General features: G+C 43.3%; 23 protein-coding genes. 1 reads left to right on the top strand and 22 read right to left on the bottom strand.

Annotation, left to right across the window (positions count from 1 at the left end):
- Positions 1 to 161 precede the first annotated feature (161 nt).
- The 15 genes from ACSYSN_RS03290 to ACSYSN_RS03220 all read right to left on the bottom strand — a co-directional run bounded on the left by ACSYSN_RS03290 (position 162) and on the right by ACSYSN_RS03220 (position 14,162).
- Positions 162 to 950 (bottom strand): DivIVA domain-containing protein, encoded by a 789-nt coding sequence (locus ACSYSN_RS03290; protein WP_491712741.1) that lies wholly within the window; start codon positions 948 to 950, stop codon positions 162 to 164.
- Complete coding sequence (locus tag ACSYSN_RS03285; protein ID WP_491712740.1) at positions 926 to 1,747, bottom strand: YlmH family RNA-binding protein; 822 nt, start codon at positions 1,745 to 1,747, stop codon at positions 926 to 928. Before ACSYSN_RS03285 ends, ACSYSN_RS03290 begins: the two co-directional genes overlap by 25 nt.
- Before the next feature lie 154 nt (positions 1,748 to 1,901).
- Positions 1,902 to 2,171 (bottom strand): YggT family protein, encoded by a 270-nt coding sequence (locus tag ACSYSN_RS03280; protein ID WP_491712890.1) that lies wholly within the window; start codon positions 2,169 to 2,171, stop codon positions 1,902 to 1,904.
- Between the two features lie 32 nt (positions 2,172 to 2,203).
- Positions 2,204 to 2,641 (bottom strand): cell division protein SepF, encoded by a 438-nt coding sequence (locus tag ACSYSN_RS03275; RefSeq protein WP_491712739.1) that lies wholly within the window; start codon positions 2,639 to 2,641, stop codon positions 2,204 to 2,206.
- A 14-nt stretch (positions 2,642 to 2,655) separates the two neighbouring features.
- On the bottom strand, positions 2,656 to 3,969 hold the full coding sequence (ftsZ, locus tag ACSYSN_RS03270) for a cell division protein FtsZ (RefSeq protein WP_491712738.1): 1,314 nt from the start codon (positions 3,967 to 3,969) through the stop codon (positions 2,656 to 2,658).
- A gap of 14 nt (positions 3,970 to 3,983) precedes the next feature.
- Positions 3,984 to 5,339 carry a cell division protein FtsA gene (gene ftsA, locus ACSYSN_RS03265; RefSeq protein ID WP_491712737.1) on the bottom strand — a complete coding sequence of 452 codons (1,356 nt, stop codon included), beginning with the start codon at positions 5,337 to 5,339 and terminating at the stop codon, positions 3,984 to 3,986.
- Between the two features lie 62 nt (positions 5,340 to 5,401).
- Positions 5,402 to 6,265, bottom strand: a complete 864-nt coding sequence (locus ACSYSN_RS03260) for a cell division protein FtsQ/DivIB (protein ID WP_491712736.1) — start codon at positions 6,263 to 6,265, stop codon at positions 5,402 to 5,404.
- A gap of 19 nt (positions 6,266 to 6,284) precedes the next feature.
- A complete protein-coding gene (gene murG / locus ACSYSN_RS03255) occupies positions 6,285 to 7,391 on the bottom strand; it encodes an undecaprenyldiphospho-muramoylpentapeptide beta-N-acetylglucosaminyltransferase (protein WP_491712735.1) in 1,107 nt (368 codons plus the stop codon).
- 1 nt (position 7,392) lies between these two features.
- A complete protein-coding gene (murD, locus tag ACSYSN_RS03250) occupies positions 7,393 to 8,772 on the bottom strand; it encodes a UDP-N-acetylmuramoyl-L-alanine--D-glutamate ligase (RefSeq protein WP_491712734.1) in 1,380 nt (459 codons plus the stop codon).
- Between the two features lie 9 nt (positions 8,773 to 8,781).
- The gene (mraY, locus tag ACSYSN_RS03245; protein ID WP_491712733.1) at positions 8,782 to 9,744 is read right to left on the bottom strand and encodes a phospho-N-acetylmuramoyl-pentapeptide-transferase; all 963 of its coding nucleotides are present in this window, start codon (positions 9,742 to 9,744) and stop codon (positions 8,782 to 8,784) included.
- Between the two features lie 6 nt (positions 9,745 to 9,750).
- Positions 9,751 to 11,916: a penicillin-binding protein gene (locus ACSYSN_RS03240; protein WP_491712732.1), complete on the bottom strand. Its 2,166-nt coding sequence runs from the start codon at positions 11,914 to 11,916 to the stop codon at positions 9,751 to 9,753.
- A complete protein-coding gene (gene ftsL, locus ACSYSN_RS03235; protein WP_317638099.1) occupies positions 11,916 to 12,278 on the bottom strand; it encodes a cell division protein FtsL in 363 nt (120 codons plus the stop codon). Before ftsL ends, ACSYSN_RS03240 begins: the two co-directional genes overlap by 1 nt.
- 13 nt (positions 12,279 to 12,291) lie before the next feature.
- Positions 12,292 to 13,239, bottom strand: coding sequence for a 16S rRNA (cytosine(1402)-N(4))-methyltransferase RsmH (gene rsmH / locus ACSYSN_RS03230; RefSeq protein WP_491712889.1), 948 nt, complete (start codon positions 13,237 to 13,239; stop codon positions 12,292 to 12,294).
- A gap of 4 nt (positions 13,240 to 13,243) precedes the next feature.
- Complete coding sequence (mraZ, locus tag ACSYSN_RS03225) at positions 13,244 to 13,675, bottom strand: division/cell wall cluster transcriptional repressor MraZ (protein WP_491712731.1); 432 nt, start codon at positions 13,673 to 13,675, stop codon at positions 13,244 to 13,246.
- A 160-nt stretch (positions 13,676 to 13,835) separates the two neighbouring features.
- Positions 13,836 to 14,162: a DUF3397 domain-containing protein gene (locus ACSYSN_RS03220; protein ID WP_491712730.1), complete on the bottom strand. Its 327-nt coding sequence runs from the start codon at positions 14,160 to 14,162 to the stop codon at positions 13,836 to 13,838.
- Between the two features lie 101 nt (positions 14,163 to 14,263).
- On the opposite strand from ACSYSN_RS03220, the gene ACSYSN_RS03215 reads away from it, so the two are divergent.
- Positions 14,264 to 14,404: a DUF4044 domain-containing protein gene (locus tag ACSYSN_RS03215; protein WP_317638096.1), complete on the top strand. Its 141-nt coding sequence runs from the start codon at positions 14,264 to 14,266 to the stop codon at positions 14,402 to 14,404.
- A gap of 34 nt (positions 14,405 to 14,438) precedes the next feature.
- On the opposite strand, the gene mreD is transcribed toward ACSYSN_RS03215, so the two are convergent.
- The 7 genes from mreD to ACSYSN_RS03180 all read right to left on the bottom strand — a co-directional run bounded on the left by mreD (position 14,439) and on the right by ACSYSN_RS03180 (position 22,201).
- The gene (mreD, locus tag ACSYSN_RS03210; protein WP_491712729.1) at positions 14,439 to 14,966 is read right to left on the bottom strand and encodes a rod shape-determining protein MreD; all 528 of its coding nucleotides are present in this window, start codon (positions 14,964 to 14,966) and stop codon (positions 14,439 to 14,441) included.
- Positions 14,966 to 15,817, bottom strand: coding sequence for a rod shape-determining protein MreC (mreC, locus tag ACSYSN_RS03205; protein WP_491712728.1), 852 nt, complete (start codon positions 15,815 to 15,817; stop codon positions 14,966 to 14,968). Before mreC ends, mreD begins: the two co-directional genes overlap by 1 nt.
- Before the next feature lie 46 nt (positions 15,818 to 15,863).
- Entirely contained in the window at positions 15,864 to 16,868 is a 1,005-nt protein-coding gene (locus ACSYSN_RS03200; RefSeq protein WP_491712727.1) for a rod shape-determining protein, read from the bottom strand.
- A gap of 97 nt (positions 16,869 to 16,965) precedes the next feature.
- Positions 16,966 to 17,589, bottom strand: coding sequence for a JAB domain-containing protein (locus ACSYSN_RS03195; RefSeq protein WP_491712726.1), 624 nt, complete (start codon positions 17,587 to 17,589; stop codon positions 16,966 to 16,968).
- Between the two features lie 35 nt (positions 17,590 to 17,624).
- Positions 17,625 to 18,302, bottom strand: coding sequence for an HAD family hydrolase (locus ACSYSN_RS03190; RefSeq protein ID WP_491712725.1), 678 nt, complete (start codon positions 18,300 to 18,302; stop codon positions 17,625 to 17,627).
- Complete coding sequence (locus ACSYSN_RS03185; protein ID WP_491712724.1) at positions 18,283 to 19,560, bottom strand: bifunctional folylpolyglutamate synthase/dihydrofolate synthase; 1,278 nt, start codon at positions 19,558 to 19,560, stop codon at positions 18,283 to 18,285. Before ACSYSN_RS03185 ends, ACSYSN_RS03190 begins: the two co-directional genes overlap by 20 nt.
- Before the next feature lies 1 nt (position 19,561).
- Positions 19,562 to 22,201: a valine--tRNA ligase gene (locus tag ACSYSN_RS03180; RefSeq protein WP_491712888.1), complete on the bottom strand. Its 2,640-nt coding sequence runs from the start codon at positions 22,199 to 22,201 to the stop codon at positions 19,562 to 19,564.
- Positions 22,202 to 22,296 lie beyond the last annotated feature (95 nt).

Raw genomic sequence — 22,296 nt, 5'->3', positions numbered from 1 at the left:
GTGGTACCACCTAAATTGAGCTCTTAAGCTCCACTTATTGCTTGCGTATCGTGCAACTAACGCAATAAACCCTTTGGCAGCTGATCAACCTTCAAGCATTTACACTAGCCTTCCACCAACGCTAGTTCGCTAATTCGCTCTCTGGTTTTACTGTCAGTTTATTAACTGTGATTTTTGTAATCCTCTGGGAAAACAATGGTTGGACCCGAATTATTAGTAACTGAGACGTTGGTCTGCAAATTATTCATCTCCAGATTAGGACTGTCTCCGTCAATTGGTCGTGGCCCTTCATCATCCTCAGCGATATCTTCATCAAAGTTTACTTCATTATCCTCGTCGTTGTCAAATTCAATACCACTATCATCATTGTCTTCTTCAGCATCAGCATCGCCGTCAGCCATAAAAACCGGCTCACCACCATCTGACGGATAGAACCGCTCGGTTCCAAAGTACTTATCCAGTGCCTTCTGCCACCGCTCATCGTCCAGATTGTCCATGATTTCTTGCAACATCTCTTTAAGATTATTACGATATCCGGCAACTTCACGCTTAACACGATCATAGTCGGCTCTTAGTCCTTCCAGTTGCTGTTGTTGGTAATCAGTATCGGCCTTGGCCTGAGCCGTCACGTTATTAGCCCGAATAGCAGCTTCATTGAGAATATCCTGGGCCCTTAACTGTGCTTTGGCAATCGTATCTTTGACCGTCTGATCAGTTTGCTGAAGTGTGATAGCTTGCTTCTTATAGTCGTTAAGCTCACTCTTGATTTGATACAGTTCATTTTTCAAATCAGTGTTTTCGTCTAAAATACTCCCGTAATCATCAACAATGTGATCCAGAAAGCTGTCAACTTCGCGGCGATCGTAGCCACTAAGTCCACGTTTTTTAAATTCCTTTTTGTGAATTTCGATCGGGGTTAGCCGCTTCACTTGTGTTTTTTTGTTTGCCAAAGTTTTAGCACCACCTTATATTTACCCTTTTTAGTTGATTTGATGTTCCTAATTTGGCTTCGACCAAAATGTCTTAAGCTAAGAACATCATCTACCTTTACTATTATATTAGAATCTTGCACGCTATGCCAATTTAATTTTACCAAATTATCACTAATGGCTGCTTTGATATGCGTTCTGCTCGATTTACTCAGTCCAGCTAACACCGCGTCCAATCTTAGTGATGCTACTACAATACTAATCGTTATACTATCATCAACAGGCTTAAGGACGGCCTGCAGCGGAACTGACCTGAGACGAACCTGCGTCTTGCCAACGCGGGTGACCTCCGCCTGGAAGAAAGCGGTCAGGTCCGCCTTAACCAAAAACTGCCACTGTCCTGCTCCGTCCGTAATAATATCACCAAAAGTAGCCGTCTCAACCCCAAGATTTGCTAATGAACCGAGAATTGCGCTATGCGTCAGTTGCGCAAACTTCACCGGATAGTCAAGTTGGCAAACCGCAAGTTGATAGTCTGCTAGAGCTGGGTTACTTTCATTACCAGACAACCATACCCGCTTTTTTTCAGCTTGGGGGTAGCCCCCAAATTCATGGATAGCAACTTCGCCGCCAGCCAACAAACGCAAAATGGCTCGCTGGCCTGGATTCAGAAATGCGGTCAAGCATGCCTGCTGTTGGCCGTTAAGCCGAGTCAACAGCGTGGCCATTTGATCAACTATTTTAAGTTCACTAGGACTATTTTGATATAATGCTTGCTTAGCATAATTGCGCCGCTTACTAATGCCTTCTATTTCCACCTGCCTGCACCCCCAAACTTACATTACTTATGCGTAAATAATACCCTGTTTTACTAAGCAGCATCAACTGCATGAAAAACGTCAACGGCTGTCAAGTTAAAAACCAGCTCAAGATGAACTGGTTTTTTTATTTTCAAAATAACTGATTGACTCATTACACAAAAATTCTCAACAAAATATTGGAAATCCAATCAAGAACATGCTCTTGGACAAAATATAGCAAAAATAGTCCAATTAAAAATGAAAAATCTAAGCCGGTAGACTCGGTCAGTGCCTGAATCGGTCCTTTGCGAAAAATATTCAAGTAAGGATCAATCAAGCGGTCAAGTAAGCGACCAACTGCCGAGTCCCGTAAAGCAGGAACCCAACTCATAATTGCATCAATCACCATCACGATACTATAAAGCCAAATAATCCAACTCATAATTTCAAGGGTGTAATATATTGTTTTTGCTATCAACTTAAATTATCTTTCTTGTCAACTAAGTCGCTAATTTTGCCATTGGTGACAAACTTGGGTGGTGTGGCCAAAAATATCTTGTCTCCGATCCGCTGGATTTCACCATTTAATGCATAAACAGTTCCAGTAATAAAATCAACGATCCGTCTGGCAGAAGAATCTTCCATACGACTGAAGTTAATAATCACCGCTTTATTATTCAATAGGTTTTGGGCAACATCCTTGGCATCCGAATATACCCGGGGCTCGTAAAGAGCAATCCTACTCTTATTACTATCAAGCCCAGACTTAATCGAAACTACCTTATCGCTATTACGCCCGCCACCAGGTACTTCCTCTTCTTCTACTTGTTGGTCATCATAGTATTCTTCGTTATCAAGCATTTCGTTATCATCTGAAACGCCAAAAAATTTGCCTATTTTACTAAAAGCCATTTTTTGCCTCCTAATTATTTTTTGCCACGATGCCTAAAAAACGGAATATCTTCTGTATCATCATCGTCTAAAGCACTGGTTTCAATTTGGGAAATACTAGTCTGATCATCATCGTCAAAGATGCTTTGACTGTCATTTTGGTCAAAGGCAACTGGTTTTGACCGTCTTTCTTCCAGGTCCTCTTCATCATTATTCAAGCCCCAAACACTGGTTGGGTCGACCATTGGCTTGTGCTTGGCAGCGGCAGGCCTTGCCAGTCCTTGGTCATCGTCTGAAGTTGAGTCACTAGTGTTTTCTGGATTAGCTGTCCGCGGCTTCGCCTTAACTTGATGGCTCTGACCCGGAAGCTGGCGGGAAGCTTCTTCTTCAGCCGCTGAACTAATTCCGGTTGCAATAACGGTTACTACAACCTCATCGCCGAGATTAGGATTAATTGACGTACCAAAGATAATGTTGACGTCATCACCCGCAGCTTTAGAAACTATTTCCGAAGCATCTTGGGCCTCAAATAGCGTCAGGTCAGGTCCACCAGTAATATTAAGGAGGACTTGCTTTGCTCCATCAATTGAAACTTCAAGTAATGGTGACGAAATCGCCAGTTTAGTGGCTTCAATCGTCCTGTTTTCACCACTGGCACGACCAATTCCCATTAATGCGGCACCTTGGTTTGCCATTACCGTTTTAACGTCAGCAAAATCCAAGTTAACGTAGTCAGTCGAGGTAATCAAGTCAGAAATTCCCTGCACACCTTGTTTCAAAACGTTATCCGCCTCTTTGAAAGCATCCATCATGGGGGTCTTCTTATCGACCATTTCAAGCAAACGATTATTAGCAATAATCACCAACGTATCTACATATTGCTTTAATTCTGCTATTCCCGCAGTGGCATTTTTTGACCGTTTAGGCCCTTCAAAAGTGAATGGCCGGGTAACCACGCCAACTGTCAGTGCGCCAGTTTCGCGCGCAATCTTGGCTACTGTCGGAGCTGCTCCAGTTCCCGTACCACCGCCCATTCCAGCCGTGATAAAAATCATGTCAGCACCTTTTAAGGCATCTTCAATCGTTTGCTCGCTTTCTTCCGCAGCCTTTTGGCCAACTTCTGGATGTGAGCCAGCACCAAGTCCCCTCGTCAATTTGGGTCCCAATTGTATCTTAGTTTCTGCTTTATTGCTATTCAACGCTTGCACATCTGTATTAGCAGCAACAAAGGAGACCCCTTGCACGCCATCGTCGATCATCCGGTTAACGGCATTACCACCTGCGCCACCAACACCAATGACTTTGATGATAGCGTTCTTATTATCGTCAGAATCGAATGTAAAATCCATCTAATTAACCACCTTTAATCAAAGAACTTTTTAAAGAAATTCTTAATGCTTCTATCTTTATTTTGCAGATTTTTTTTCTCTTTACTGCGCGAGTTATGTTCTCGCTTTAACAACTCATGTCTATTATATTCTTCTTTGACCTTGGTTTCATTACTTGTAGCCGGACTTTTTGAATTCTTGGTAATTTTTTTAGCTGATTCCGCTTCTTCAGCGGTCTCACTACCATAGATTGCCTTAATTACTAGGAAATCAATGTCAGACATTTTATATGCATAATTGACAATGCCATAAGACGCTGAATATACTGGATTCCGCATTCCAATCTGATCTGGTTGATAGATTTGCGCTTTCACCCCTAATGAATTGGCAACAATATTCTCAAAACCTTGCAATAGGCTATTACCACCGGTAATAACAATCCCACCCGGCAGCTTTAAAGCACCGTGACTTGCTAGCCCCTTATCAAGCCGGTCAACTGCCTGCATAATACGGGCATTAATGATATTGCTTAAATACACCTCGTCAACCATTTGCTGGCCATTCGTACCGACACTATTGACCGCAAATTTATTCTTAGTTGAAGCAAGGCTTGGATCCGCATAACCATAATCAAGTTTGATTTGCTCTGCGTCCTTTTTAGAGGTACTGAGGACAGCAGAAATATCATTACTAATATCCCTACCGCCTTCAAAGTCAATATTGGCATACTTGATTTGTCCGTTATGAACCACTGTAGCAGTCGTTACTCCGCCACCAGAATCAAGAATAATTGACCCAAAAGTACGTTCACTTTCGGTAAGGGCAACACTAGCAATAGCTAACGGGGTCGGGACGAAGAAGTTATTTTGGTAACCAGCTCGCTCAACTGCTTTTTTGATATTATGCAGCGCACTGGACGGCGCAGTTAGCATGATACCCTGCACGGCCAGCGAGTGGGCAATCATCTTTCGGGGATCATCAACTTCAGTTTTACCATCAATAACAAAACGACTGGGTAAAAAGGCAATGGGCTCCCGCTCGCTCTTCACGGCAGACTTAATGGCAACGCGAACAACGCGTTTGACATCACCATTACCGACCTCTCGACCATTGTCACCAACGTTAACTAAGTCACTCGCGGTTTCTAGCTGCAACATCCCGACTGGAATGCCGGTCACAACACGATAAATATTTGTATTAATTTTTTTCGCGATTTCTTTTAAAGCACGTCTAATCGCATTGGCTGTCTCGTCAATGTCAATAATGCTTCCGTGTCTCATTCCTTGGTTGGGAATTGCAACGGCTCCAATCACTTTACCGGCGTCAGCAACAACTGCCTTAACGCTTGTGGTACCTATATCTAGACCCACTAAAAGATTTGTATTGTCCAAAAATTAACCCCCCGTCGATACTTCTTGTAAAAATTCTAACATAAAAGAAATATAAAATCAGCTTATGTTAAACCATAAATTCTTTTTTCTTTAACTGTTAGTGGACGACTGTATGCCCCTACTTCCAAGTCAATTAAGCTATCTTTAGTGGCCTTGGCTTTAATTTCATCATAGTATTTCAGTTTTCTTTTCAAAGTAGAAACGTTACCAATGACTACATTGCCATCCTTCATTACAAAAATAACCTGCGATTTGCGCCGCGTATTACCGCTGAGCAACTTAATCTGACTCTGAAAGCCGCTAGGCAAGCTGTTGAACAAGGCTAAACTCTGATTCAAGGACATGCCGTGATTATAGCCGATAAACACTGGTTTATCGGGGCTTACTTTGCTCCAAGGCAGTAATTGGGTGCCTAACTTGCCATGCACTAAAATCTTACAATATTTATTTCCTTTTTTGATATAACCAATGGTCTGATACTCATTTACTTTTAAAACCAACTGGTTAAGGTGGTTAACGCCAATGTTAATGTGCTCGACTTCACTATACTTCTGTTTTACTTTATGGTTAACGCCCCGTGAATCAACTAGATGATCAATTACCTTGTCACTGGTCTTAATGCCAGAGGTTTTAACTAGTTCTGCCAGGGGCAGGTCGCGGCCGCCTTCTACCTTAACACTAACTACATCATTAAGCGGTGAAATATAATAACTGAGACCGATCAACGCAATTACTGAAATACCCACAATCAACCCTAGTCGTTTAACCAAAGCGGACTTACGTTCACTGCGTAAATTAGCTAGCGAGGCAGAAAGCTTGTTTTGCGTCTTACTTTGGGACTTGCGCTTATTTTTATTCGATTGATAGTCTAAATAAGGCGAAAGCTTTTCTTTCGGATCAATCTTGGTCACACGTTTTTTAGGCAACTGCCTCACCTCCTCTTTGCTACTTGGCAATCTCTTTCATGACATTAATGACTTGATCTGATGCATCAGGAATGCCTAATTTTTTGGATGCTGTACTCATCTCATCGGCATACTTGTGATCAAGTAAAATATGATCAATCGATGAAATAAAGTTATTGGTATTTACGTCACTTTCGGCAATTACCGTGGCTGCTCCTGCTCGTTCAAGATCAAGGGCATTTTTCATTTGGTGGTTATGTGTGACATTGGGACTAGGAATTAAAATCGCGGGAACACCTAATGCAGTAAACTCAGCAATACTGGTCGCTCCTGAACGGGCAACCACACAGGTTACTTTGGGGAGTAAAGCAGGCATATCTTTGACGTAAGGTACAATCTTTATACTGTTGCCGTAGTCGACGCCTGCCAACTTTTCACTAATCTCCTGGTAATAGTAATTGCCTGTCACCCAGATAATCTGGTACGGTTTTTGTTTTAACTTGGTCAAAGATTGCAGCATTACGCGATTGATGGCAAGTGCACCTCGAGAACCTCCAAAAATCAGCACAGTTGGTATTTTTTCATTTAAGCGCCACTTATCTTGTAAATCAAACCTCGTCGAAGACAAGTTTAAAACCTGCTGGGAACGCGGATTGCCTGTTTTAACCAGCTTCTTTTTTTCGGGAAACTGCTTAGCAGCATCATCAAAGGTGTAACATATTTTATCGACGTAATGCCCCAAAAACTTGTTAGCTACCCCAACCACCGAGTTTGACTCATGAATCATGGTCGGAATGCCCAACTTCGCAGCAGCATAGACTGTCGCCCCGCTAACATACCCACCAGTGCCAACTACCACGTCAGGCTTAAAGTCACCGATTATCTGCTTAGCCTGTTTAACCGCCTTCACAAACTTATTAATTGTTGTTAAATTGCTTAATAACTTTTTGCTCGAAAAGCCCTGAACCTCAACTGTCTTAAAGTTGACGCCAGCTGCGGGAACAATTTTAGCCTCAAGGCCTCGGGCAGTACCCACAAACAAAATGTCTTCATCTGTTACAAGTTCACGCTGTTTTAGCTGCTCAATAATTGCCATAATCGGGTAGATGTGGCCGCCAGTTCCGCCGCCGGTAAAAATAACTCTCATTTTATTTTGTCTTCAATTCCTTAACCAAATTCATAAAAATGTCACCACGTTCTTCAAATGACCTGAATTGATCCCACGAAGCACACGCCGGTGAAAACAGTATGACATCGCCCGCAACCGACAGGTCGTAAGCCCGCGGAACCGCTTCTCGCAGCGTATCGACAACCACAATTTGCTTAATTTGGGCTTGGCGAGCCGTATCAGCTAACAAATAACGTGTTTCGCCGTAGAGTACAACCGCCTTGACGTGTTTTTTTAATAAGGGCACCAAGGCATCAAAGGTAAAACCCCGGTCCAAACCACCTGCAATTAAGACTTCTGGTTCCTGAAAAGCCGGAAGGGCCACCGTAGCCGCTTCAATGTTGGTCGATTTTGAATCATTATAAATCGCCCGTCCGTTTATGGTCATTACATATTGTAAACGATGTTTAGCACCGGTAAAAGTCGACAAGCCGGCTTGGATATCTTCACTGCTAGCACCCATTAATTCGGCGATGGCACAAGCTACCAAAGCATTTTGCTGGTTATGTAATCCGGGTAGCTTCATTTCAGCCGTCTTCATTATCCGCCCCTTCTGACTTTGCAGATAGCCGTTAGCAATATAGTAGTCAGCAGCTGGGTCTTTTTCAGAAAAAGTTAAAACTTGCGCCCGGGTCAGCTTCTTTTCTTTGGCCAAAAGCTCTTTCTGGTCAAAATTAGCCAGGAAATAATTATCTGGCGATTGAGTTTTAGTAATCCGTAATTTGGCCGCTACGTAATTTGCAAAGGACTTATGATAATCTAAATGGACATTATCATAAATGTCAATAATGGCAGCCACTCGCGGGTTGATGTCAGTCACCCCTAATAGCTGAAAACTAGATAACTCAACTACCAAAAGATCATCTTTAGAGGCTGTCAGTACCACTTCTGAAATCGGCACACCAATATTGCCAACAGCGTACGCGTGATGGCCAGTCGGAGCCAGATGATGGTCAAGTATCCGCTGAGCCAGCAGTACCGTGGTCGTTTTGCCGTTTGAACCAGTCACGCACACATACGGGGCACTACTGGCATTGAGGGCAACTTCAGGTTCCGTAATAATGGGCAAATGTAATTCTTGAGCCAGTTTTACTAGCGGATTTTCGTATGGAATACCAGGATTTTTAACAAAATAGTCGAAGTGCTCCTGCTCAAGCAGCTCGGTTGGATGGCCACCGCCGATTACGCGCACTCCTAATTTTTGCAACTGCTGGGCTTGAGGATTGTGATCTAGGTCGGCCTGGTCGTTTAAAGTCAGCTTTGCACCAAGTTTAAGCAATAAGATACTTACTGCAAAACCGCTTTTGCCTAGACCCAAAATAAAGATCTTCTTATTCCGATACGTTTCAATCTGCCTCATTATTTACCCTTAGCTCCAAATCAATAAATACAATATACTTCCAAGCAGTCCTACCACCCAAAATAGAATATCGACTTTCCATTCAGAATAGCCCATCATTTCAAAGTGGTGGTGAATTGGGGTCATTTTGAAAATCCGCTTGCCCGTAGTCTGAAAAGAAATCACCTGCAAAATAACGCTGGCAGTCTCACCGACAAAGACAATTCCGACCAGTAATAAGGACCAGGGCCGTTGTAAAAAAATACTGACTGCGGCCAGGCCACCACCAAGTGCCAAGGAACCCGCATCACCCATAAAGATTTTAGCAGGTTTATGGTTAAAAATAAAAAATACAATCAAGCCACCAATTACGCTCATGCAAAAGATTAAAATTGCAAAATTTTGCTGTCTCAAAGCAAGATAGGCATATGTCGCATACGCAATAATGGTTAACCCAGTGGCCAGACCATCCAAGCCATCCGACAGGTTTACCGCATTAGAAAAGCCCACCAACCAAACAACTACAGAAAAGGTAAATAAAATAACACTGTTGATTAAGCCGAAAAAAGGAATAAAGAGTTGGAACTTGAAGTTAGCACTCGCCGCAATAGCTACAATAACCAAGGCAACTAGAATCTGCAAAGAAAATTTTTGCCATGCCTTCAAACCCAAATTACGTTTATAAAATAACTTGAGCCCATCATCTAAAAAGCCAATAATCCCATAACCTAGCAGACTAATTACTAAAATCCAAATTAGTCGGGTCATTTGCTGTTGCCAAGCGGCTACCCAAACAGTTGAAATAGCAGCTGCCAGGACAAAGACCACGCCCCCCATAGTGGGAGTGCCAGATTTTTTTTGGTGCCACTTAGGACCTTCGTCACGAATTTCTTGGCCTTCATGGTGAATGCGCATAAAAATAATCATCCAGGGCAAAAAAATGCCTGTCAATGCTAATGAACTAACTAATGCAATAATGCTAGTAATGAGCATAAAATGCTACTCCTTTAACTTTACGGTGATTTTTGTCCCTGACTTAACGGCAGCGTTAACGGCAATACTTTGCGCATGCACAGTGCCTGTCCCCTTAACTTCCAGCTTTACCCCGGTAAGGTCAGCGAACTGGTGTAAATCGTCGATTTTCCAGCCCTTCATGTTAGGACAGGTAATTTTACCTCCAGTTAACACAAACAAACGCTTACCTGACTGCTCTTTTTGGCCCTTAGGATAAGCCTGAGCGGTGATTTTACTTTCGTTACCAAGTTTAACCAGTCTTAAGCCTAGCTTGTTAGCAAGCTTTTCAGCTTGAGCATAGCTTTGTCCCTCTAAGTCAGGAATTGTAACAGCAGTAGACTCATTCAATTGGTTTTTGGACATCAGAATGATTCGGGTCATCATTGGTTTGAAAATCGACGATAAAATCACTTCGGCCGGCTTAGACATGTGTCTCGGTTGCTTTACCGTGATGTAAATGCAGTAACGCGGATGTTTGGCTGGGGTGACCCCAACTACAGAAAAAGTATAGTTGCTATCGCCCTTGAGGTAGCCGCCGCCCTTAGGATTGGCAATTTGGGCCGTACCAGTCTTGACTGCGATACTTTCGTTACCAATTTGATATACCGAACCGGTTCCAATCCGCTTATTCAAGACTCGCCGCATATTAGCCAAAACCACCTGAGCCGTTTCTTTAGAGTAAACGGGCTGGCCAACGTTTTTGACTTGATAACCACTAGTGGTCTTACCATTAGAATCAGTTATTTTATCAACAAACTGCGGCTTCACCATCTGACCATTATTGGCCAAACTGCTAAATGCCTGCATCATTTGCATAACATTAACGTTAACACCCTGACCAAAACTAGTAACCGCCTGGTCAATGGGAGAATTAAAAGCTAACAATCCAACCTGTTCACCTGGCAGAGTTACACCGGTCTTTTGGCCAATATGGAACTTACGCAGGTAACTACGCCAAGTTTTTGCTCCCATCTGTTGTTCGATGTGCACAAAACCTGTGTTAGAGGACCGGGGAAAGGCCTGCGAAAATGGAATATTACCCCAACCCCGAGGTTGCCAATCGTGGATAACCGAGCCATTAACAGTTACCGAGCCAGAGTTATAGTACTGGTTCGGGTGGTAATTTCCACTGTTAGCTGCAGCTGCTAAAGTTAAAACTTTAAAGACCGACCCAGGTTCAAATGTATCTTGAACTAAGATATTGCGGTAAGACTTACTCATTCCCTGCTTGGTCTGCGGGTTAAAAGTTGGTCGCTGTGAAGCTGCCAAAACCTTACCTGTTTTCATATCCTCAACAATTGCCGTCATCGAAACCGGATTATACGCTTTTTGAACATAACTCATCCTGGTTTCTAAGTATTCCTGCAACTGTGAATCGATCGTTAGATAAACATTCTTGCCATTTTCTGGCGCTTGATATGTTTGAACACTGTTGGGGGTTTGATAATTAGCGGCATCAACTGATGAAACTTGATAGCCGTCTTTGCCAGCAAGCACTTTATCATACCAAGCTTCAAGTCCCATCGTTCCTTCCAAGCTCTGTCGGCCGGATTTTTTGTCATACTTTGGACTGGCAAGACCAACCACGTGCGAAGCAAAGTTGCCGTTAGGATACAGGCGGGCTTGTGTTTCAAAGAATTTAATACCCGGTAGTTTCATTTTGACAATTTTATCTTTTTGCGCCTTGGTCAAGCCATTACCTGCAGCACCAAACTGAACTTGAAAGGCCGCGTGCTGCGGTTCCAAATAATGCAAAATTTGCTGGGCCGATAGCGGCAGCACCTCTGCTAACTTTTGTGCTGTCTCCGCTTTATTAACAACATGTTCAGGTTTATTTTTGTAATTAATCGAAGACTTATCCAAAATCGCATATACAGTATACTGATGCGTATCTTGCGCAACCGCTAAGCCATTGCGATCATAAATATTACCTCGGGTGGCCTTTAGAACCTGGTTGCGCATATACAACTGCTCAGTTCGCTGGCGCAAATTTTGGCCATTGACGGTTTTTGAAACACCAATATATAAAAATCTGCCTACAAATACAAGAAAAACCAAAGCTACAGCTACCTGGAGAAATCTCCCTACTGTAAAGCGGTACCTGCGGGCTTTGGATTTTTGCAAATTTAGCTTACTAATGTGTTTTTTCATTAGCGGATAGTCCTAATATTTTTTCCAATGAGAGTTAGCCCCTTGCTTCGCGCAATCTTATTTAATCTTGCACTCGAAGATAGCTCACCTAATTCTTGATGTAAATCACTGACTTCATTTTGTCCCTTTGCAACTGCACGCTGCACGCCGGTAAGTTCATGCTGTGCTGATGTTGCAGAAATGCTCGCGGAAACTAGAAACGTCATTAGTCCAACTGTTACTATGCCTCCCAGCACTAGCAAGGACTTCTCAAAGCCGGTCCAAGTAACCCGATGTGGATTGAGAACTTGCCGCTGCCTTTTTTTGAGCTCAGTTTCCTGATTGGGATTAAATTCTACTTGTCTTGCTAAACTATCAGCCATTATCTATTCCTCTTCACAATTTTTCCGCAACGCGTAATTTAGCACTGTGTGAGCGGTTATTGTTTTTTAATTCTTCAGGCGAGGCCACAATTGGTTTGCGGTTGACTAAGCGAAGTGTTGGCTTCATACTATCGGGAACCATTGGCATGCCTCTTGGTACCTCAACCTCGGAATATTTTTTAAAAATGCCCTTGACGATTTTGTCTTCATCGGATTGAAAAGTTATTACACTGATTCTACCACCTGGTTTTAGCAGTTCAATAGCTTCTTCAAGCGAATCATGTAAAACTTCAAGCTCACGGTTAACTACTACACGTAGGGCCTGAAAAGTTTTCTTGGCAGGGTGTCCCCCTGTCCGACGGGCAAACGCAGGAATAGCATCCTTAATTACATCCACCAATTCAAAGGTGGTTGCAATCGGTTTTTTTTGTCTACTTTCGACGATTTTGTGGGCAATTTGACGCGAGAATTTCTCACCACCAAATTTATACAGAATATCGGCTAGCTCCTTTTGACTGGAGTTGTTTACGAGCTGGTATGCATCCAAACTCTGACTCTGGTCCATCCTCATATCCAACCTGGCATCGAACCGGTATGAAAAACCGCGTCCTGCCTGGTCAAACTGCGGAGAAGAAACTCCTAAGTCGTAGTATATGCCATCAATGCCATCTGGATAACCTAGCTTAACCAGGTTCAACTGCAAATGGCTAAAATTGTCATGTACTAGCTTTAACTGCGGATTACTGTCTGCTTGTAATAAATCGGCAAAGTTCAACTTAGCTGAATTTATCGCATATTCATCTTGGTCAAAAGCAACCAGTGTTCCTCGATCAAGCTTGCTCAGCAAATATCTTGCATGGCCCCCACCGCCAAAAGTCGCGTCTACATAGAGACCATCGTTTTTGGGTTTTAAATTTTCAATTGTATCAGCTAAGAGTACGCTGGTATGTTTGAAATCCATCATTTTAAAGTTCAATATCTTCCAAATCTTCTGCGATGTCATCGTAGTTTTCATTAGCTTGATTGCTAAAGTCTTCCCAGCGTTCCTTGGACCAAACTTCAATTCGGTCGGAAACACCAACAATGACACATTCTTTATCAAGGGAGGCGTGGGTCTTCAATGTTGTGGTCAGATTCACACGTCCCTGTTTATCGAATTCGCATTCCATTGCACCAGAGTAAAACAAACGCGTAAAACTACGCGTATTTCTCTTAGTTAACGGAAGTTGGGCCAACTTAGCTTCAATTTTCTCCCACGTCTCCGTGGTATATCCGAAAATACAGCCTTCCATCCCCCGGGTAAAAATCATCTTGTCACCAATCTGACTACGCAAACGAGCGGGTATAATTAAACGCCCTTTGTTGTCAATATTGTGATGATATTCACCCATGAACATGGTTTAGCCCCCTTCCAAATAATAATTTACCACAATTCACCACTTTCCACCACTTTTTTGGGAATAAAAGTAAAAATAATTTAACTTCCTGGTTCGCAAACAAAAAAGCCGAAAATTCAACTGAATTTTCGGCTACGCCTTTACTATTCTGAAAAAAAGCTCAAATCATCATGAACAACAAACCTAGATACCAAAGCAGGGCATTAACGGTAAGATAATCCCATATTTGGCGCATCGTCTTACCAAGCGCAATATTTTTATTTTTTGCAGCTGCTGTCACTGCCAAAATTATTACCAAAATAAAAAAGATAAAAAAGCCATATGGTAAAAATTCAGGCTTATGCTGCTCAACCGTAATTAAGTGACAGGCATAAAGCATAAAGCAGGGTAAAACATCATACCCACGAAATTTTGCCTTGGGAAAAAACTTGTTCAAACTAACGGCAATAGCCAGGCCAATTAAGGGTAATAGAAAAATTAACAACATAAAAACTACTTCCTCCACTCACTGCTACCTATTCTATCTTACTATCCGTTTGAAAAAAACCACTAAATAGCATAAAATATTGTTCAAGCAGGAGGACAAACATGGCAAGAAAAAGAAAAAAGAAGAAATCAGGTTTTCAAAAATTAACGATTGTAATGGCCTGGCTGATGGCATTCATCACGCTAGCTGCAGTCTTTATGCAAATTGTCAGTGCGCTAGCCAGCTCTGGCGTTTTCGAATAAAAAGCGTGAGAAATAATTTTCTCACGCTTTTTTCTTAGTAGTTACTTCTTTTAACCATAAAAGGATAGCTAGTCGCAAGCCAGGCCCACATTTTATATGTCAACGTGGCAAAGCCAAAAGACCAAACTAAAGTGGATCCTAAACTGACTAAGAGCTCTAGCAAGGGCACTCTAGCCAAGCCTGTAATATTTAAAACAAGCCAGCTGTAGATACATAGGGCAACCACAGCAAGTAAAACAGCCACAATTCGCGCCCAAAAAACTTCAGGTAAAAAACGTGCTGACCGCTGTAAAAGCCAACAAATTCCAGGTAAAGCTACCGTATAAAGACCTAGGACGCCAAAAAAATAAAAGTCACTGACGATGCCCGCCCCCAGTGCAAGCCAAATTTCTTTTTGGTTCATATCGTCAAATAGTGCAATCAACATTACACTGATTGGTAACAGTAAGTTTATCCCCCCTGCAAGGGCCAAAAATTGATGTAAAATAAGCGATAAACTAGCGTCAAGGGCGAGCATTAGGTATAAGACAAAGGCTAAGGTGAATTTTTGCAGTGAACGCATTAATCAGTCACCTTCCTCTTTACGACGGTAACTACAGCTGGATCATTCAATTCTCCAGCTGGCTTAATCTTGATTAAATCAGACAGTCCAAACGTATCCCTTGTTGTGTGTGCAACCGTTCCAACCAAAAGCCCTTTGGGGGAGTTACCGCCCATTCCACTCGTGTAAATTTTTGTGCCCTGCTTTAGTTTGCGACCATCGATTGCTTGCGTAAAGGCTAACGTTTTTGTCCCAATGACAGTAATGATGCCATGGACCTTTTGTCCACCAGCAGCGTCTGCTTCAACAGCAAAACGGTTGGCAGACTTATCAGTAGTGGTGATTAACTCCACTTTTGATGATGCCGCACTAACTTCGATAATACGGCCAATGATTCCGCCACCGGACATAACGGCCATATTCTTTTGCAGTCCAGCGGTGGTGCCCTTGTTGATCACTAGCAAGGCAGTCCAACTGTCAGGGGAACGCGAAATGACCGATGCAGGTACCATTTCAAAGTCACTCAAAGTTTTTTTTAAGCCCAGTGCTGCCTTTAGCTGCTTGTTTTCACTTTCCAGGCTCGAATTACGCACCTTCGTCTGTTCCAGTTCACTTACGCGACTTTTCAAATAATTGTTTTCATCTTGTGTGTTCAGTAAGTCGTGTACGGTATTCATCGTTCCAGAGACTAGTCTAAGGGGAAAATCGACAACTCTTACCCCGACTGCCACCACATCATTGCCAAAGCTTTGGATCACCAAGGGCGTATTGCGTTTATTGCGGATACCAACACTTGTACCCAAAACAGCAAAAATCACAATGATAACGACACAGACTGATAATAGTTTTTTATTTTGTAAAAACTTTTTCATATGGTATTGATTCCTAAAAAAGTCGGCCCACTAGCCGACTTTTGTATTATCTGCGACTTCTACGCATTAATTCAATATTTTTCAGAGACTTACCTGTACCCATCGCAACACAGTCAAGTGAGTCTTGCGCAATAAATACTGGAACCTTAGTTGCATCTGAAATGACGTCAGGCAGGTTCTTAAGGAGAGCCCCACCACCAGTTAAGACAATTCCGTGGTCAATGACATCAGCAGCAATTTCAGGCGAAGTTTGTTCAAGGGTTTCCTTGATTGCAACGATAATATCTTGAACAACATCTTGAATTGCTTCAGAAACATCGACAGCCTCAATATCAACTGACTTAGGCAAACCGGTAACTAAATCGCGCCCTCGAATACTGACGGCTTCTATTTCTTTCGCCTTTTCAACCGAAGCGGAACCGATTTGAATTTTAATATCTTCCGCCGTCCGTTCGCCAATCAATAAATTGAACTTAGAGTGGACGTAGTTAACAATTGCCGTATTGAACTTATCACCAGCTTGTCGAATTGAGGAGGAGGAGACAATTCCGCCCAACGAAATCGTTGCAACATCAGTTGTTCCTCCACCGATATCAACCACCATTGACCCAGTTGGGTCCATTACCGGTAAGTCTGCCCCAATAGCGGCAGCAAATGGCTCCTCAATCACGAAGGCTTCACGAGCCCCTGCAACGCGGGCCGCATCGATCACAGCCCGCTTTTCAACCTCGGTAACACCCGATGGTACACAAATCATGACTGACGGCTTGGAATTGCCAACTGTCTTCTCAATAAAATACTTGAGCATGGAGGCAGTGGTATCATAATCTGCGATTACACCGTCTTTCATCGGTCTAATGGCAACGATACTGGCAGGAGTTCTACCAATCATCTCCCTTGCTTCAGATCCGACCGCAATCACCTTATTGGTACGGGTATTTTTTGCTACAACGGATGGCTCCCTAAGAACAATGCCTTTGCCTTCCATGTAAACAAGCGTATTGGCTGTACCTAAATCGATGCCAATATTCTTTGTTCCTAATCCAAACACGTAAATCTCTCCTTAAATACTGCAGTCTCTAAATCTTGAATTATTATAGCATAAAGTAGCATTTAAAAAAGATTTAGCTTACGACTTTAAGATGAATTTAACACAATTGTTGCTCGCGCATGCTCAGATAGTGTCCTTTACCCACAATAAAGTGATCCAAAAAGTCAATGTGTAATAATTCAGCAGCAGTCTGCAAACTTTCAGTAAAAGCAATATCACTCTTAGAAGGTAACAGGTTACCACTGGGGTGATTATGAACCACCAAAAGTCCAGCACAGGCATAAAGAACAGCCCAGCGGAAAACTTCACGCGGATGAGCTACTGACTTATCTAACGTCCCCTGAAAGAGCTGCTTTTCCGCAATAATATGGCTACTATTATCAATATAAATGGCCCACAACTCCTCTTGTTTATGACCCGCAAGCTTATTAATTAGGTATGTTCCGACCTCGCTACTTGATGTCAGTACTGATTCGCGATCAGGTAGGGCACCCCGCAAACGGTCTAGCAGATTTTCACAGAGCAGGGCCAAATCTTCATCACATGTTTCGCCTGATAGGTACTTGAGTAAGTCATTGAAGTTGTTAATCTTTAGTTGCCTTAGTTGTTGGGTTAGTTGGTCAAAGCTAGTAATATTCCTTTCGTTCAACTGATTAAACAACGCTCCCAACAATTCAACGTCAGTCTTTACCAAATAGCGATCGGCTTTGCTGATTTTCATCAAATCACCCCTTTCACTATTAGGTACGCCAAAAACTAAACTTTTTGCAAAAAAATTTTAAAATTTGGACAGACCATCAAGGCCAGTGCCTCGTCCTTTTTGCTAGCAGGTAACAAGTCAGGAATCATCACACACTCAACTCCGGCATTGACGGCGGCCTGCAAGCCCGTTGAAGAATCCTCAAAGGCCAAGACGTTTGCAGCGGGCAGTCCCAGCTTAGCAAGCGCTAAAAGATAGATATCAGGGGCAGGTTTAGGCTTGATCTGGTGTTTTTTGACGTCGGCTGAATTCAAGTGGAACTGAAAGTAATTACGAATACCTGTTACCCACAGATTATGCTCAACTACCGCTTCCGTATTGCTGCTAACAATCGCCATGGGCAGACCCAACTGCGCAAAAGTGTCAAGTGCTGCTTGAACGCCCGCTTGCAACTTCAACTCACCTTCATCTGTCCATTGCCAGGCTAATTCATCGGTGCGCTTAATAAAGCGATCGCGCTGCTCGTCATCAGCAAAATACCGGTGGTAAAAGGCGGTCATATCAGCATTGGTTGAACCAACTAGGCTTAAGTACACATCGTCTGAAAGACCTAAATTTGCTTCTTTAGCTGCCTGGATATTGGCTTTCCAGTATAGTCTTTCTGAATTAACCAGCAAGCCGTCCATATCAAACAAGATACCTTTAATATCGGCTTTACTTCCCTGTACCCGCATTTTTATCCTCCATTTGCAAAATATTACCAACTAAGTAAAATGACCCCGTTACCAGCAGTATATCATTTGTCTGACTAGCTTGTCGCATTTCCCGGTATGCTTCCTGCCAGTCGGGCTGATAAGGGTATTTCTGCTGAACCCAGCCAGGAAAATCCGCTTTTTTGGCAGCACGTTGATAGTCAAGCGTCGTCAACTCAACTTCTTCGGTCTGATTAAACAAAGCAAAAACCTGCTCCATATCTTTATCCTGCATCATCGTCAGTAAGATACGCAAGCGCCCCCGCCGGTCCACTTGTTCTTGGCGAACAAATGCTAGCAGACTTTGCATTGCTTGCACATTATGGGCGCCATCCAAGATAACTAGTGGGCGCTCTTGCACGATTTGATATCGGCCCGGTATCACAGTCTGGTTAATTGCAGCTGCAACTTCGCCACTGCTAAGTGGCAAGTGCAGCAAGCTAAAGGCGCAAATGGCAAGCGCGGCATCAATTTCTTCGACTTGGGGTCTACTGGTTAATTTTACCGTGTGAAATTTATCTGAATAAAGTATCTCCCTTCCCCAAGTTAATGAAAAGTCAAGCCCCAATCTCTTTACTGGAGCTGCTTCTGCTGCTGCTTTATGGGTAATAATGGGCAGCACTTCTGCCGGAATATAACCAAGTACAACTGGACGCTGAAACTTGATTACTCCACTCTTTTCCTGAGCGATTTCCTTGATAGTCGGTCCAATAACTTCTTCATGGTCAAGTCCGATCGTGGTGATTATGCTAACTTCTGGTGTAATCACATTAGTCTTATCATGTTCACCTCCAATCCCCACCTCAATCACAGCATAGTCGCACTTCTTTTGGATAAAATAAACAAAGGCTAGTACTACCTCATACTCAAAGATAACGAGGCCAAAGTCAGGATCTTGTCGCTGCACCTGCAGAATTGCTTCTTCTACCTGATTGGCGACGTTGACCAAGTCGTGATCACTAATTCTTTCTCCATTCAATTGAATTCGTTCGTTAAAGCTAAAGACATAGGGGGAAACAAAAAGGCCCGTCTTTTGACCGGCCTTTTGCAACAAGTTGCTTAGGTAGTAAGAAGTCGAACCTTTGCCGTTCGTTCCCGTTACATGCACCGTCTTCACCTGATTCTGCGGATTACCTAGAATTTGTAGGACCCGGTTGATATAGCTTAAGTCGGCTTTTGGGTGCAAACGCGGCAGTGCATATAGGTGGTTGATCACTGCTTGGGCACTTGTAAAATTCACGTTACTCACTCTTTTTTAATTCCTGAATTCTCTGCTTGACGCTTTCAAGCTGGTGCTCATAGTCGGCCTGCTTGGATTTTTCTTTGGCAATCACCGATTCCGGTGCATGAGCCACGAAGCCTTGATTACTCAGCTTTTTACTTGACCGTTCAAGCTCAGCTTTGAGGCTTTGTTCTTCTTTTTTCATGCGCTGAATTTCTTCATCCACATCAACTAGGTCAACCAAAGGCACAAAAATCTGAGCGCCGGAGATGACCGCGGTCTTGGCCAACTTAGGAGCAGCAATTTGACCGGCAATCGTCAACTTCTTAGGATGCAAAAAATTCTTAACATAATCGGTATTATCTGCTAAAATCTGCTCATTTTCAGGGTCTTCAAGTTGAATCATAATATCGATCGGCGCAGAAAGCGGGGCATTAACTTCCATACGGATGTTGCGGACAGCCTTAATTGTTTCGATTAAGAAGTCCATCTCATGCCGGGCCTGATCGTCAACAAATTCATCATGAGTTTCTGGATACTTAGCCACCATAATTGACTTGCCCTGGTGTGGCATCGACAGCCACAGTTTTTCGGTTACAAATGGCATAATGGGGTGTAACATGCGCAAAATTTGATCCAAAATCCAGACTAGATTATCTTGTTTTCGCGCCTTTAAGGTCTGATTTCCGCCATTTAAGGCAACTTTCGCCATTTCAATGTACCAGTCACAGAAGTCATTCCAAATGAAGTTGTACATTTCCCGACCCGCTTCGCCGAATTTATATTCATCAAGCAAGCGAATAACTTCACCTACCGTATGGTTTAAACGGTCAAAAATCCAGCGATCAGCTAAGTCAAAGGAAGCAGTATTCGGCTTGTGGGCTGGTTTTGTCTCAGCGGGTAAGTTCATAATCACAAACCTAGACGCATTCCAAACCTTATTAATGAAGTTCCAGGCGGCAGACAGTTTCTTGGGGTTGTAACGTGTATCTTGACCCGGAGCAGTACCATTAAGCAGGAACCAGCGCAAAGCATCAGCACCATATTGGTCAATCACGTCCATCGGATCAACCCCGTTGCCTAGAGACTTGCTCATCTTGCGTCCTTGTTCGTCACGAATTAAGCCGTGCAAGACAACATCGTTGAATGGTCGCTCATGCGTGAAGTGCAAACTTTGAAAAATCATCCGCGAAACCCAAAAGAAGACAATATCATAACCAGTGACTAAGGCATTGGTAGGGAAATAGCGCTGGAAATCAGCGGATTTTTCATCCGGCCAGCCTAGCGTTGAAAATGGCCACAGCGCACTTGAAAACCAAGTATCCAGCACATCGGGGTCCTGCTCCCAGTTTTCAATATCTTCAGGTGCTTCTTCACCAACGTACACTTCACCGGTTTGCTTCTGGTACCAAGCCGGAATCCGATGGCCCCACCACAATTGCCGCGAAATTACCCAGTCGTGAACATTTTCCATCCATTGCTTGAAGGTAAGTTCAAACCGCTCGGGCACAAAATTGACCTTGTCAGTAGTTTCCTGATTTTGCAGCGCCTTTTCGGCTAACGGCTTCATCTTAACAAACCACTGTGTTGACAAGCGAGGCTCAACCTGAACACCCGACCGCTCCGAGTGCCCAACTGAGTGCACAATCGGCTTAATCTTAATGAGATAGCCCTGCTCTTTTAAGTCTTTAACCAGCATTTCACGACACTCAAAGCGATCCATCCCCGCATATTTGCCGGCTTGCTCATTCATTGTCCCATCGTCGTTCATGACATTAATCCGCGCCAACTTGTGCCGGTTACCTACCGCAAAGTCGTTCGGGTCATGTGCCGGTGTGATTTTTACTAAACCCGTCCCAAATTCAGGATCTACGTGTTGGTCTTCAATGATCGGAATGTGACGGCCAATTAGCGGCAGAACCAGTTCCTTACCAACAATGTCCTTATAGCGATCATCACCATGGGCTACGGCAACGGCTGTATCACCAAACATGGTTTCTGGACGGGTGGTAGCAATCTCAACAAAGCCAGAGCCATCGGCGAACGGATACTTGATGTGATAGAAGGCACCCTCGTCATCCTGGTGGATAACCTCAATATCACTCAGAGCTGTCTGCAGTTCCGGGTCCCAATTGATGATATATTCTCCGCGGTAGATCAGCCCCTCTTCGTATAACTTAACAAAGACACGCCGCACTGCATTAGATAGACCCTCATCTAGAGTAAAGCGTTCACGGGAATAATCAAGGGACAAGCCCATCTTAGCCCACTGACTCCTGATGATGCTGGCATACTCATCCTTCCAATCCCAGACTTGTTTAACGAAGGCCGTACGCCCCATCTCATGTCGATTCTTGCCCTGATCACGCAATTTGGCCTCAACTTTAGCTTGAGTAGCGATCCCAGCATGATCCATCCCTGGCAAATAAAGCGTATCAAAGCCTTGCATCCGCTTAAACCGGATTAAGGCATCTTGAATAGCCGTATCCCAGGCATGACCCAAGTGCAACTTCCCCGTCACATTAGGTGGCGGAATAACAATTGCATAGGGGTGTGCCTTTTGCTCACTTGATGGCTTGAATAAGTCCTGGTCAAGCCACTCTTGATATCTTCCCTGCTCAACCGCTTGCGGGTCATATTTAGGTGCTAAGTCTGTCATCATTTTCCTCCAATAAAAAAGTCCTAGACATCTTGTCTAGGACGATATAATTAACCGCGGTACCACCTAAGTTAAGCCAGCATAAATGCTGCTTC

The sequence above is a fragment of the Lactobacillus sp. ESL1191 genome (genome assembly GCF_058504435.1).
Note: the sequence above shows the minus strand (reverse complement) of the source record. Positions and strands in the feature narration are given on the sequence as shown.